General features: G+C 40.7%; 11 protein-coding genes and 1 other annotated feature. Of the genes, 2 read left to right on the forward strand and 9 right to left on the reverse strand.

Annotated elements, in window-relative coordinates:
- Nucleotides 1-124 precede the first annotated feature (124 nt).
- Nucleotides 125-2401 (reverse strand): ATP-dependent DNA helicase, encoded by a 2277-nt coding sequence (locus PH210_RS08785; RefSeq protein ID WP_289984683.1) that lies wholly within the window; start codon nucleotides 2399-2401, stop codon nucleotides 125-127.
- A 126-nt stretch (nucleotides 2402-2527) separates the two neighbouring features.
- Here PH210_RS08785 and PH210_RS08790 point away from each other — a divergent pair, with 126 nt between their 5' ends.
- Nucleotides 2528-3259: a YqcI/YcgG family protein gene (locus tag PH210_RS08790; protein ID WP_289984685.1), complete on the forward strand. Its 732-nt coding sequence runs from the start codon at nucleotides 2528-2530 to the stop codon at nucleotides 3257-3259.
- 20 nt (nucleotides 3260-3279) lie between these two features.
- Here PH210_RS08790 and PH210_RS08795 read toward each other — a convergent pair whose 3' ends face one another.
- The 3 genes from PH210_RS08795 to wrbA form a co-directional block, all read right to left on the reverse strand.
- Nucleotides 3280-4521, reverse strand: coding sequence for a glutamate-5-semialdehyde dehydrogenase (locus PH210_RS08795; protein ID WP_289984686.1), 1242 nt, complete (start codon nucleotides 4519-4521; stop codon nucleotides 3280-3282).
- A 7-nt stretch (nucleotides 4522-4528) separates the two neighbouring features.
- Nucleotides 4529-5641: a glutamate 5-kinase gene (gene proB / locus PH210_RS08800; RefSeq protein ID WP_289984687.1), complete on the reverse strand. Its 1113-nt coding sequence runs from the start codon at nucleotides 5639-5641 to the stop codon at nucleotides 4529-4531.
- Nucleotides 5642-5983: 342 nt separating this feature from the next.
- Nucleotides 5984-6207, reverse strand: a binding site (T-box leader).
- Between the two features lie 108 nt (nucleotides 6208-6315).
- Nucleotides 6316-6927: an NAD(P)H:quinone oxidoreductase gene (wrbA, locus tag PH210_RS08805; RefSeq protein WP_289984688.1), complete on the reverse strand. Its 612-nt coding sequence runs from the start codon at nucleotides 6925-6927 to the stop codon at nucleotides 6316-6318.
- Nucleotides 6928-7091: 164 nt separating this feature from the next.
- Between wrbA and PH210_RS08810 the strand changes: the two genes are divergently transcribed.
- A complete protein-coding gene (locus PH210_RS08810; protein WP_289984690.1) occupies nucleotides 7092-8327 on the forward strand; it encodes an MFS transporter in 1236 nt (411 codons plus the stop codon).
- 42 nt (nucleotides 8328-8369) lie between these two features.
- Here PH210_RS08810 and PH210_RS08815 read toward each other — a convergent pair whose 3' ends face one another.
- The 5 genes from PH210_RS08815 to PH210_RS08835 are packed head-to-tail and all read right to left on the reverse strand — an operon-like array spanning nucleotide 8370 to nucleotide 14555.
- The gene (locus PH210_RS08815; protein ID WP_289984692.1) at nucleotides 8370-10100 is read right to left on the reverse strand and encodes an AMP-binding protein; all 1731 of its coding nucleotides are present in this window, start codon (nucleotides 10098-10100) and stop codon (nucleotides 8370-8372) included.
- A 37-nt stretch (nucleotides 10101-10137) separates the two neighbouring features.
- Entirely contained in the window at nucleotides 10138-11694 is a 1557-nt protein-coding gene (locus PH210_RS08820; protein WP_289984694.1) for an acyl-CoA carboxylase subunit beta, read from the reverse strand.
- 40 nt (nucleotides 11695-11734) lie between these two features.
- Complete coding sequence (locus PH210_RS08825) at nucleotides 11735-12697, reverse strand: ABC transporter ATP-binding protein (protein WP_289984695.1); 963 nt, start codon at nucleotides 12695-12697, stop codon at nucleotides 11735-11737.
- Entirely contained in the window at nucleotides 12690-13703 is a 1014-nt protein-coding gene (locus tag PH210_RS08830) for an ABC transporter ATP-binding protein (protein WP_289984696.1), read from the reverse strand. Before PH210_RS08830 ends, PH210_RS08825 begins: the two co-directional genes overlap by 8 nt.
- A gap of 12 nt (nucleotides 13704-13715) precedes the next feature.
- Nucleotides 13716-14555, reverse strand: coding sequence for an ABC transporter permease (locus PH210_RS08835; protein WP_289984697.1), 840 nt, complete (start codon nucleotides 14553-14555; stop codon nucleotides 13716-13718).
- Nucleotides 14556-14568: the final 13 nt, after the last annotated feature.

A 14568-nucleotide genomic window follows, 5' to 3' on the forward strand; every position in this document is an offset into this window, starting at 1 on the left:
ATTATATGACAAAGATTCCGATTTTGTCACCTTATTTACAAAAATAATTAAGAATTATTTTAAAAAACGTGAACCTTGTCCAAGCAAGAAAAAAAGCACGCTGCCAATTCAGGCAAAACGCGCTTTAAATAATTGTATACTCCCTCCATTCTTGGGGCAGCAGATTATAATATTGGGGTTGTAAAAAGCGATCATCAGCTAAAATGATCGTACCATGGTCGTCCTCCGAGCGAATTAATCTTCCTCCAGCCTGCAGCACCTTGTTCATTCCAGGATAAACATAGGCATAGTCATACCCATTTTTTCCTTGCGTGTCAAAATGATCCTTAATTAGATTCCGTTCAAAACATACCTGCGGCAATCCAACGCCGACAATCACAACACCATTTAAACGATCGCCAATTAAGTCGACCCCCTCGGAAAAAATCCCGCCAAGGACAGCAAAACCAAGCAAAGTTTTTTTTTGATTTGGGTTAAATGCTTCTAAAAAAGCTTCTCTTTCTTCTTCGCTCATGCCTGCTTCTTGTAAAAGTGTATTCGTTTCAGGATCTGCCAGTTTAAACCCCTCAAAAACAGAACGTAAATATTGATGGGACGGGAAAAAAATTAAATAATTGCCTGGCTTGTTTTTAATAAATGATTGAAGCATCCGCACTAACGGTTCTTTCGTCCTCTCTCGGTCCCGGTAACGTGTAGACACTGGCTTGATCAGAATGTCCACCTGTTCTTTTTTAAAAGGCGTAGGGATTGATAAGAAGTAATCTTCTTCCTGTCCGCCAAGGATATCCTGATAATAGGGAAGTGGCGATAAAGTGGCTGAAAAGAAAACTTTAGAGCGATATCCTTTCCCCATTTGCTTAAGCAATTTTGAAGGATCCATACAAAAAAGCTTCACAATTAAATCCGTTTTCTGCTTTTCGCCATAAATCATATAATGTTCGTCGAGTAAATCTGCAATTTTTAAAAAGTTGTTAACTTTGAAGTAGACTTCCAATAGATGATTAGATGCTCCAGTTTTTAAAAGTTCCTCTGCAGCATCCAAAAATTGGACAAGCTGAAGATGTAGGTTTTCATCCAGTTTTCGAATAGAAAACTCATTTTGATTGGCATGTTCTTTTTTTATGGAAATAAACCATGAATTCAGCCTGCTGGCCGCCTCATAAATCGCTGGGTTTACACCTTTGAAGTCTTTTTTTAATTGGAGGAACATCTCTTTGTTGATGAAAGCTGAAAACATTTCCCGCCCGCGGTCAACTAAATTATGAGATTCATCAATTAGTAAGGCTGTCGACTTTTTCTGATCCTCAAACAGCCGCTTTAACGAAACTTGCAGGTCAAATATATAATTGTAGTCACAAACAATTGCATCGACCGCATATGCCAGGTCAATTGAAAATTCAAAAGGACAGACTTTATGTTTTCTAGAATAAGTTTCAATTACAGCTCTTGTCATACCTTGTTCATTCGCTAGTATATCGAGTATGGCATCATTTATCCGATCATAATAGCCATCTGCAAATTCACAATGTTCTTTTTGACAGATGGTTTCCTCTTTAAAACACATCTTATCTTTCGCTGTGATAGTGACCGTTTTCAAACAAAGTCCTCTAGTTCGCATTCTGGCGAAGGCATCTTCGGCAGTGGTTCGAGTAATGGTTTTGGCAGTAAGATAGAAAACACGATTTAAGTGGCCTTCCCCCATCGCCTTAACTGCCGGAAATAAGGTGGAAATGGTCTTACCAATTCCTGTTGGAGCTTTGGCAAATAAATTTTTCCCTTCAGAAATCGTTTTATAAACAGCACCTGCCAATTTGCGCTGACCTTCACGATAAGTAGGAAATGGAAAGCTCAATTCCTTACAACTTACGTTTCGTTTTTCACGATGCTGTAATTGCAGCTTAGCATATGCTGCATATCCTTTGAGACAATCGAAAGCAAATCGCTCGAGTTCTTCAATAGTAAAGGTCTTTTTTATGTATTTTTTCTCTTCTGATTCGACATGAACATAAGTTAGCTGAACATTTATCTCACGTAATTGGTTGTCTCTGGAATAAATAAAGGCATACATTTTTGCCTGCGCCCAGTGAACTGGATATCCCTCTCCTTCAAGGAGGTGAAGCGGCTGGGAAAATGACTTGATTTCGTCTATTGTCACTTCTCCCTCTTTGAATAAAAGCCCATCACATCTGCCATCTATAATAAAGGAAATGTCCTCAAATGGAATTTCAATTCGGAGATATACTTCCTTTTGATCTCCCTCTTGATAGTTTTTTTGAATTTTTTGATGAATTCTTGTTCCATCTAGTAATGTCGCTTGTGATCGAAAACGAGAATCGATACTACCGCTGCGGTAAACATATTCAACAAGGGTCCTAACTGAAATTTGAACATCTTTTTTCACTAAATCACCAACTCGAAATAAGAATACATGTTTGTATTTTTATTTTAACAGAAATGAACAAAAAAGTTGAATTTCTCACCGTTATTTTCAATTTCTCATATCTTGAGATTGAGAGGTGGGAGCTTAGTGACTATCTATACAAAACAAACGCTTCAGCAAATGGCTTTAGAACCTTGGCAAAAGGATGCAATAGAAAAATTTGAAGCAAAGATGATGGATAAAACCAAACCCTTTCCATGTATTCCTGCCGCCAATGGGTACCAACTTCATCATTTTCGCTATGGTTTCGTAAGCAATTACAACGCAAAACAACTTGCCATTATGCTTGAAGACTATTCAAACTGCTATCAAAAGATGGGCGCCTTTACATCCTTAATTATTTTTTATGAACCATTATTCGAATTACCTGAAAAGACTCCAGTTGAAAAATTTGAGCAGCTATTTTGGGAACAGCTTAATGAACTTCATGCTTTGGATCAAAAGAAATGGCCAAATCATATACCCCCAAGTCCTCAAAATTCCTTATGGGAATTTTGCTTTCATGGTGAACAATATTTTATGTTTTGTGCAACACCTTCCCATAAAAATAGATTCAGCCGGCATTTCCCATATTTCATGCTTGCAATTACCCCGCGTTTTGTACTTGAACAGTTTTCTTCTAATGAAGCTAAGGCAGCTAAAATCAAAACATCGATTCGGAAACGTCTATCAGAATATGATACTATTGCCATTCACCCTAATTTAAATACTTATGGAAAGAACGATAACTATGAATGGAAGCAGTATTTCTTGCATGATGATGACACAACCTTATCCCACTGTCCCTTTCATTCAGTAAAAAAAACAAGTAAGGACTAACTAAGCCCTTACTTGTTCTATTATATTCTAATTTGTCCTGTTCCCTGCACAATCGCCTTTGTTGTCGTGATTGCCTTAAGTCCCATTGGGCCGCGGGCATGCAGCTTTTGTGTACTGATGCCAATCTCAGCGCCATATCCAAATTGTTCCCCATCGGTAAACCTTGTAGAAGCATTATGATACAAGACGGCAGCATCTACAGCCTGGAAAAATAAACGGACATTTTGCTGGTTTTCACTAATAATTGCTTCTGAATGCTTTGTACCATACTGATCGATGTGGTCAATGGCTTCGTTTATATCACTCACTAGTTTTATAGCTAATACTGGTGCTAAAAATTCAATTTGCCAATCTTCTTCAGACGCCAGACTGACAAACGAATATTTGGAAATTAATTCTTTATCACCCCGCAGCTCGACCTCTTTTTCATGCAACCTATTTATTAATTCAGAAATATATGGCCAATCTTTATGAATGAGAAGAGTTTCTGCTGCATTACAAACAGATGGCCGGTGTAATTTCGCGTTTAAGGTTATCTCTGTCGCCATTTTTTCTTGTGCTGATTCATCTATAAAAACATGGCAATTGCCGACACCCGTTTCTAACACAGGAACCGTGGCATTTTGGATAACCGATTGAATTAACCCTGCTCCTCCGCGGGGAATAAGAACATCCAAGTATTGGTTTAACTTAAACATTTCGGAAGCAGTCTCGCGGCTTGTATCCTCTAAAAGATGAACTGCGTCAGCAGGAATCGCTGTGTCAGCAAGGGCTTCCCGCATTACTTGCACAAGTGCCATATTGGAATGGAGGGCAGAAGAACTTCCTCTTAACAGAACCGCATTTCCAGCTTTTAAGCATAAAGTTGCGGCATCAACGGTCACATTGGGACGTGCTTCATACACCATGCCAATTACACCAAGCGGGACTCTTACTGTTTGAATATGCAAGCCGTTTGGTCTTTCCCAAGCCTCGGTGATCTCCCCGATAGGATCATCCAGTTTAATGACCTGATGGATGCCTTCAACGATTTGGTCAATTCGCTCATCCGTTAACAATAAGCGGTCTAATAATGATGACGAAATTCCATTTTCTTTACCGGCTGAAATATCCTTTTGGTTCGCAATTAAAATGCGTTCTTTTTCCATTAAAATTTGATCTGCCAGTTTGGCCAGCGCTCGATTTTTTTCTTCGCTGGTAATCATCCCCAATTTCTTGGAAGCTACTTTTAATTTTTTTGCTTTTAATAACAATTCGCTCATTGAACGTTCACTCCTTTGGCATAATGACCCAATTATCACGATGGATCACTTCTGCATGTTGATTTATCGAATAAACCTTCGATTGGTCACTTGGTAATCCCTTAACTTTAAGCAGGTCTTGAGAGGAATAATATACTTGCCCTTTCCCGACAATTTTTCCTTTTGGGTTGCGTACTTCCACTACATCCAGGGCATTAAATTCACCGGTTACATTCGTTACCCCTACAGGCAATAAGCTTTTCCCTCTTTGGACAATTGCCCGCTCTGCTCCTTCATCAATTTCGATGATCCCTCCAACTTGGGAATGATAGGCTATCCATTGTTTTCTCATTTGCATCTGTGTTTGGAAAGGTCCGCCGATATACGTTCCGTCGCCTTTGCCAGCAAGGATATCAACCAATTTTTCCTTCCCTGTCCCCGTTCCGACAAAAACACTGACACCAAGTGATAATGCTTTTTTTGCTGCTAACAGCTTGGATCTCATTCCACCGGTACCAACCATCGAACCGCTTTCGCCTGCGATTCCCATAAGTTGTTCAGATACTTCCGGGATAAAATGATATTTTTTTGCGTCTTTCGATACTTTTGGGTTACCATCATAAAGTCCATTTACATCTGTTAAGATTATGAGAGCATTTGCATGTAAAAACCCGCTAACAAGCGCCGAGAGCATATCATTGTCTCCGAAGGTCAGTTCTTCAATCGATACTGAATCATTTTCATTTATGATTGGAATGACACCTCTTTGGAGGAGCTCTTGTATCGTATTGAAAAGATTATGGAACCTTATTTGAGTGTAGAAGTCCTCTCGAGTTAATAAGATTTGTCCTGGAACAATATTAAACTCTTTAAATAGTTGAATATAATTTTGCATTAAGAGTGCTTGCCCGACAGCAGCTGCGGCTTGCTTCCCTGCAGTTGTTTTCGGACGGACTGAATATCCTAGTGAGCCAAATCCAGCAGCCACGGCACCTGAGGAAATTAAGATGACATCATGCCCTTGCTTTTTTAATAATGACAATGCCTCAACATGATCGCGGATTTTTTCCTCTGAAATCGCTCCTGAGGCATTTGTTAACGAGCTGCTTCCAATCTTCACAACCACCAGCTGTTTTTTCATTGTACTAACCCTCTTTTTTTAAAATTAAGCACCAAATATAATTGGAATTTCATCTAGATTCCACGCTCATTGAAGACAGTTTTACTAGATTTATAGGTAGTTTTTGTCTTCAATCGGACTTTTTGAGGACATTTCCACTAGTTTTCTAACCAGTTTTGTCCTTAATCTGGCTTTTTGAGGACATTTCCCCCAGTTTCCTAACCAGTTTTGTCCTTAATCTGGCTAATTGAGGACATTCTCGCTAGTTTTCTAGTGTTTTTTGTCCTCAATCCTGAGAATTATTATCATGGACACACTTTCAGTTAACGCCTAAAAAATAAAAAACGACTCTCCTGTCCTAAATTAAAGGACGGAAAAGTCGTTTCCGCGGTACCACCTTCATTGATGCTAAAGCATAACGTTCGCATCCACTTTCAACCCGTAACGTGGGGCACGGCTTATGTTTTCATAAGCAGCTTTACAAGGGCAGGTTCAATCCTCTTTCCGTGAGAAACCTTTCAGCCGGTGGGTTTCACTCTCTATCACTTTCCAAAGATTTACTAGTCCTTTACCATTACCAATTTAATTTTCTTTGATTATCCTTAGAAATGGCCAAAATGTCAATAGAATTTTTAGAAAATTTAGTTTAAAATAAAAAGAACTAACTGGAAATACCCAGTCAGTTCCAACTTTAGCTATTTATTTGCATTTTTTACCCATTCTGCAACTGTAACTGTCCGTTTTGCCTGATGCTTTACAGCAGCTTGTACATCTTCCACCATGTTTCCGCTCTGATCAACCGTTACACTTGTTCCATAAGGATTGCCTCCAGAACCGAAAATAACCGGATCGGTATACCCAGGAGCTGCGACTATCGCACCCCAGTGGTACATTGTCGTATATAAGGAAAGAATGGTTGCTTCCTGTCCGCCATGAGAGTTTTGGGCAGAAGACATCGCACTTACAACTTTGTTCACAAGTTTTCCATTAAACCAAAGCCCGCCTGTTGTATCTAAAAACTGCTTCATTTGTGACGGCATATTTCCAAATCGGGTTGGTACACTGAAGATTATGGCGTCTGCCCACTCCAAATCTTCCAATTTAACTTCTGGGACATTTGCGGTTGCTTCGACATGTGCTTTCCATACAGGATTGCCTTCAATAACTGATTGAGGTGCTAACTCAGGAACCTTTAATACCTTTACTTCTGCACCAGCTTCTTTAGCGCCCTCTTCAGCCCATTTTGATAACTGATGATTCGTTCCGCCCATGCTGTAATAAATAACGGCTAATTTCACATTTGTCATTGACATATTCTCCTTAGAAGATGAATTGAAAATCAAACATCAAAATTTTCTCCATTTTTATCTTCACTTATTCGTAACCGTCACACACTACATAGTATTTTCGATACCCGAAAGGAATAAGATGGTAATAAAGAAATATTATATAATCAAAGGGAGAGACTTAAATGGAAGCCACAAACCATAAAAGATTATGGGGTTATGCAATAATCGGAATGTTGACAACAATCGTCGTATTAGCATTTGCAAGACTTTCCTATGGAGTTATCCTTCCATTTATGAGAGAGGGTCTTCATATCTCTTATAAAGAGGCTGGATACCTAGGTACTACCACTTCATTAGGATATTTAGGCACCATCATCTTTGCAGGAATCCTCGCATCAAAATGGGGCAGTAAAAGGACCGTTTTACTAGGAATTTCTCTCGTTACATTAGGACTAGCTGGTTTATCCTTCACTTTTTCCTATCCTGTTACCTTTATATTTATGCTTCTCCTAGGCATTGGAACGTCCTTTACCTATACACCTTTTATCTCCTTGCTCGTTTCCTGGTTTCCGCAGAGAAAAGGATTTGTCATTGGCCTTACCACCAGCGGTGCTGGAATTGGGATTCTTCTTGCAGGAATCATCGTCCCCTACCTAAGCAGTATCAATGAAGCTATCGGCTGGAGAATCGCCTGGGGGATATTCGCTAGTATTGGACTTGCAGTAGTGATTTTAACGTTAATATTTATTAAAAATCCTCCCCAGGAAAACCCAGGAAATCAAAACCGCCAGCAATCTTCAGCTAAAGAAATTTACAAAAATCCAAAAGTAATTAATGTCGGTCTTATTTATGGAATAATTGGGATTACCTACATAGTCCAAATGATCTTTGTCATGAGCTACATGATTGATTCAGGAATCAGCGTTAAATTTGCCGGACAGTTAATGGCACTGAATGGCATCTTATCGATTTTTAGCGGGCCCATTTGGGGATTTATTTCCGATAAAATCGGCCGCCGAACATCCTTGATTTTAACGATGGGGCTGACTGCTTTTTCAATGCTTCTTCCTGTTATCTTTCCAACGGTCATTGGTTTTACCATTCACACCGTTATTTTAAGCTGTACATCTACAGGATTATTTACCTTAACACAAGCTTCCAGTATGGATCATGTCAAGCCTGTTGACATGCCTGTCGCCTTTAGTTATGTCACCTTCTATTTTGCTGTTGGGCAATTTATTGGACCCGCAATCGCCGGCTGGCTGATAGAAGATTTTGGGGGGTTTAAAAGTGCATTCCTTTTTTGTTCCATCTGTTTGCTTTTAGGTTTAGGTTTAACACTTAAGGTAAAGAACTCTGTTCAAAATCAACAGGCCAAAACAAACATAAAATCTGAATTAAATGAAGAAGTATTTTAAAAAAAAGGAGAGTACTAGTTATGAAACTAGCACTCTCCTTTTTTACACTTTTTCTGTTTCAAATTCTTTTATTAATTCCTGACGAATTTTATATTTCTCAATTTTATTCGTTGGAGTCCGAGGCAGGTCAATGGTAAAGCGGATATACTTTGGCCACATATATTTAGGCATTTTATCTTTCACCCATTCCCGTAACTCTTCCTCGTTTAAAGCGGCTCCGGTTTTTTTAACGACATAAACTGCGACATCATCTTCCTCTCCAACTTCTGCTGGGACAGGGAAAGCAGCACATAGGTCAATATCTGGATGACCGTTTATGATATCCTCTAATTGATACGAAGAAATCTTTTCTCCTCGGCACCGGATGACACTGCCAAGCCTGTCAACAAAATAGTAAAATCCATCCTCTCCGAGGTAACCGGCATCACCACTGTGAAACCATAGATTCTTAAAGGCCTTATTTGTTGATTCAGGTTTATTAAAGTATTCTGTTAATACGAGGTGAGGCAACCGCGGCCTAAATGCAATCTGACCTACCTGCCCGACAGGAAGTTCAATGTCATTTTCATCTAATACTTTCACTTCAAAATAAAAGGTGGGTTTCCCCATGAAGCCTTTTTTCAAGTCCTCCTCCCCATTAATGATGGGAATATTCAACTTATCACAGACAGTGATAATTTCCTGTCTGGAAAGACCTTTATATAATTCCTTCGGGGTCCCTTCACCCTCTTTTGTTTCAAGAATGACACTGGCAAGCGGATTCCCCGATTCCGTTTGCCCAAATCCGGCGGTCACATAATCAAATCCAAATCGCTTTGCTACCTCATGATGATATTTGGGAAGCGGCTGCATATGAACTTTATTAATGGTATTCAATCTATCGTCTTTTGACGGTTTGGCATTCATTAGCCAAGGAATCATCACATCTAGTAAAATTGCCGCAGTGGATCCGCTTTTTTCAATCCGCATCCAAAATTGATTAGGACTAAATTTATCCCATAATGCAACCGTACATCCCGTATACGCAGCTCTTGCAACATTGGCAAACGCTCCACCCACATGATAGAGAGGCAGATCATTATATACTACATCTTCAGGAGACATACAAGCCCTCATTCGTAGGGTATATCCATTAATCCAGCGATGAGATTGGACCACTCCTTTTGCTGGTCCTGTCGTTCCAGAAGTATAAATAATATTGGCTGTATCCCAATAGTTCAATTCTAGGTCGAGGTTTTTGGTCTCCTCCTGTAAAAATCGATCCAAGGAGATTTCGTTATAATTCAAATTCAAAGAAATTTCAGCAGTTTCTGCAATATAATCATGATCTCCTTCTTGTGGATTATAAACAGCGGTGCACAAATGGCCTACTTCGGAGGCAATTTCATTTAAAATGGGCACCATGGACCGCTCGGTAAAAAGCAGCTTGGGTTTTGTATCATTTAACTGATAACTAAGAAGTTTACCGCGATAATTAAAATTAATTGGACTAAATATCGCCCCGCATTTCCAGATTCCAAACATAACCATCGTGGTAATTAATGGGTTCTTTAAAAAGACAGATACACGGTCTCCTTTTTGGACTCCTTTAGATTTTAATGAATGTCCAATACTATTCGTCATTTCATTAAACTTTTGATAAGTGATTTGTTTATCAGATTCTCCATAGTATATAAAGGTTTTCTCTCCTGCTACCTTCGCCCAATGTTCAAGGCATTTAGAAACGACTTCCGCCTTAGAAGAAAACTCCTTTAACAAATCCTCCTGTTTCATCGAAGTCACCTTCCTTTTATGAATAATTATGAAAAAATCATGGCCTCATTCCATGGCGTGAAACGCCTAACTGTTGCGGGAGAAGTTCGTATGCATCTTTCACCCATTCACAGAGTAATGGACGGGTATCCCGGGGGTCGATGATTTCTTCAATGCCAAAAGCCTCTGCGGTTCGAAATGGGGATCTGACAGATTCCATTTTTTCTAGTAATTCTTTTAATAGTGCTTCTGGATTGTCACTAGCCTCAAGTTCACGACGATAAGCAACATGAACACCCCCTTCAACCGGCAGTGAACCCCAATCTCCTGAAGGCCAAGCATACCTCAGGTTCAACCCATGACCGTTTGACATTCCTGCACCGCCTACACCAAACACTCTTCGCATTATGATTTCAACCATTGGAACAGATGCTTGATAGATAGCGGAGATGGCACGCACCCCTTTTCGGATGGTTCCCTTCTTCTCTGAAGGAAGTCCAATAACCATGCCAGGCTGGTCAACCAAATTCACAATTGGCAAATGGAAGGTTTGGCACAGGTCGACAAAACGCTCTATTTTCTCAGAACTCTCTGCTGTCAGTCCGCCGCCATTTACAAATGGATCGCTTGCTAATACTCCAACTGGATAACCTTCAAGCCGGGCAAAACAGGTAAGGGTCCCTCCTCCGTAAAATCGTCCCATCTCGAAAATTGACTCTTTATCAAATATCATGGTGAGCAGTTCACGAATTTTATAAGGGGCTCTTCTATTTTTAGGTATAACTGAAATCAAACGTTCGTCTCTTCTGCCAGGATCATCCTCAGCTGGTTCAACAGGTGGCAGCTGCCAAACACTTGAAGGTAAATAGGAAAGGAATGTACGGATTTGTTCAAAAGCATCTTCCTCTGATTTGGCCATATTATCTACCGCCCCACTATTGCGGTGAACCTGCACACCTCCAAGATCTTCCTTTGTTAAATCCTGCCCCATGCCAAATTTTACAACTGGAGGTCCAGCTACAAATAGTTGGGATGTCTCTTCCACCATCACTGAAAAATGGGACGCAGCCACCCTCGCAGCACCTAGTCCGGCAACTGAGCCTAAGCAGGCTGCGACAACAGGGACCCGTTCCATATTGGCAACGACTAAATCCCATGCAGGGTTTACAGGAACGTATGTATGTCCCTCTAAGTCTAGGAATTTTACACTTCCACCTCCACCAGTACCATCCACTAACCGAATGATTGGCACCTGAAGGTCATGAGCCATTTTCTCTGCATAGATCTGTTTGCCGCGGATTGCTCCATCCGCCGCACCGCCTCGGACAGTAAAATCATCCCCGCCTACAACAACCTTGCGGCCATTAATTCGTCCCGTCCCTAGGATAAAATTTGCTGGTGTAAATTCTATTAAATTCCCATTTTCATCATATTTGCTTTTTCCAGCGATTGCCCCCCGTTCATGAAAGGTGTCATGATCAAGGAGTTTCTCAATTCTCTCACGTACCGTCAGTTTCCCTTGGGATATATGTTTTGAGACCCTTTCTTCTCCTCCCATTTGGCGTGCTAAAGCTTCCCGAAGGTGCAATTCTTTAATTTCCGGTTCCCAGGTCACTAGATTTCCTCCTTAAACTGTTTTTTTAAATCTATTATTCTTAATAAAAGCACGCTGTCCATCTTCTCTCCGCCACTTCTACAAGAGGTGGTTCTTCCCGTTGACATCGCTCTGTAGCTAAAGGACAGCGAGTATGAAAGCGACAGCCGCTAGGAGGATTGACTGGACTTGGGAGATCCCCGCTTAGAAGTATACGCTCGCGGTCACGCATCGTAGGATCAGGCTCTGGGACAGCAGAAATCAATGCTTTGGTATAAGGGTGAAGCGGGTTCTCAAATAATGAATCCGTTTCGGAAATTTCGACCACTTTTCCTAAATACATCACCACAATACGATCACTGATATGCTTTACAGCCTGAAGACCATGAGCAATAAAAATATAGGATAAACCCAAATCTTCTTGGATATCTTTCAGGAGATTTAAAATTTGAGCTTGAATGGATACATCAAGAGCGGAAACAGGTTCATCACATACGATCAGCCTAGGGTTTAATGCCAATGCTCTAGCTATGCCAATTCTTTGACGCTGCCCTCCTGAAAATTCTTCTGGGTAACGCGCGCCATATACAGAATTGAGTCCTACCCTTTCTAATAATTCATCTACCCGTTTTTTCCGCTCCATACTGGTCCCAATCTTATGCAGAACTAAGGGTTCTGCAATGATATTGGCAACACTCATTCTCGGATTCAGAGATGCATACGGATCCTGAAAAATCATTTGAATTTTTTTCCCTAAGTCCCGCTTACTTCGTCTTTTTGATAAAAGTGAACTGCCTTCAAAAAGAACCTCCCCATCCGTAGGTTCAAGCAGCCCTACGACCATCCGGCCCAGGGTCGATTTTCCGCATCCGGATTCACCAACAAGTCCAAGAGTTTCTCCTTGTTTCACTTCAAGGTCAATCCCATCCACCGCTTTTAACCATTTGGTTTTCTTTCCAAATAATCCACTGCCACTGGGATAATACTTTTTCACATTTTTAATGGAAACCAATGGTTCAAGCATGCTTTGTCACCTCTTCTATTGGCCTTTCCTGTAGATTCCAGCAAGCTGCCCATCTTTGGGGTCCTATATTATCCAGTGATGGAGCATTACTTCTGCATTGATCGTTTGCCAGACTGCAGCGTGAATAGAAATTGCAGCCGCCTGTAAGCTCTAGGGGGCTAGGAACTGTACCGGGAATGGCATTTAAGCGTTTTTCTGATTGTCCTCTTAACTTTGGAACACTTGCTAACAAGCCTTTAGTATAGGGATGCTTTGGGTCCTGGAAAATCGAATAGACGTCACCTTCTTCTACGATTTTTCCGCAGTACATGACAAGAACCCGATCCGCCATTTCCGCCACAACCCCTAAATCGTGAGTAATCAGAAGAATTGATACACCTGTTTCTCTCTGAAGTGATTTCATGACATTCAGAATTTGGGCTTGAATGGTCACATCTAATGCTGTGGTGGGTTCATCGGCAATCAGCAGAGATGGATTGCAGGCAAGAGCCATTGCAATCATAATCCTTTGCCGCATCCCTCCTGATAACTGATGGGGATAATCTTTGAGCCTGCTCTCAGCGTCAGGAATCCCTACCTTATTTAACAGATTAATGACCGTTTGCTGCGCTGTTTTGTAACTAACCCCTTGGTGGAGTTGGATTGGTTCTGCGATTTGTTTTCCGATTGGATGTAAAGGGTTTAAGGAAGATAACGGGTCTTGGAAAATCATTGATATTTCATTGCCGCGAATTTTCTTCATTTGCCTCTTTTTCATCGTAAGTAAATTATGGCCTTTAAACGAGATGATGCTATCTTTGCCATAAGTGATGGTAGGAGCATTCAGTCCCATAATCGATAATGCCGTTACACTTTTACCGCTGCCTGATTCCCCCACCAATGCAACAATTTCACCTTTTCCAATTTTAAAAGAAACATCATTAACCGCTTTTACAATCCCTCCAGTTGAAGGGAAACATGATCTAAGATTACTTACTTCCAAAAGTGGTTCAAACTGTTTACTCAAACCGCTTCCCTCCTAAGTTCGCTTGATTTTTGGATCAACGGCTATTCTTAATCCATCACCGAAAAAGTTACCAGCTAAGACTGAAAGTAAGATTGCCGCTCCAGGGAAAATCATCATAAATGGATTGACAAAAATCATACTGTAGGCTTGATGAAGCATGCCTCCCCAACTAATTTGAGGTGACTGTGCCCCCATTCCAAGAAAACTTAATGATGCTTCCACCAAAATCGCCAAACTAAAACTGAAGGATGCTTGAACAATGATCGGAGAGGCGATATTAGGAAGAATATGCCGATACATGATCCACAACGGACCAGCCCCAGAAATCTTTGCCGCTTCCACATATGGTTCACGCCGGACTTGAAGAGTTTGTCCTCTTGCCAATCTGGCAAATTGCGGAGTGAAGATGATTCCAATCGCGATCATCGCGTTCCATAGGTTAACCCCTAAGGCACCAGTAATTCCCAATGCGAGAAGAATTGCAGGAAAAGATAAAATCGCATCAACAACCCTCATGAAAAGATCATCGACGATGCCGCCAAGATACCCTGATAAAATTCCCAAGGGAACACCAATAAAAAGAGGAATTAAGATTGCGATAAGTCCTGCTTGTAAGGCAGCCTGTGATCCAAGAAGCAATCTTGTAAAAATGTCCCTACCCAGTTCATCTGTTCCAAACCAGTGCAAGCCATTTGGAGCAATCATCACTTGGTTCAAATCCTGTGCTTCTGGGTCAAAGGGGACAATGTATCGGGCAAAAACAGCAACTAGGACTAAAATGACCAAATAGATCAAACTGACGAATGCCAAGCGTTCACGTTTTACCCTTTGTAAAATAATTCGAAACTGCATGTTGTGCCCTCCT

Source organism: Paenibacillus sp. BSR1-1, from assembly GCF_030403775.1.
In the GTDB taxonomy this organism is placed as follows: Bacteria; Bacillota; Bacilli; order Bacillales; family Cytobacillaceae; genus Neobacillus.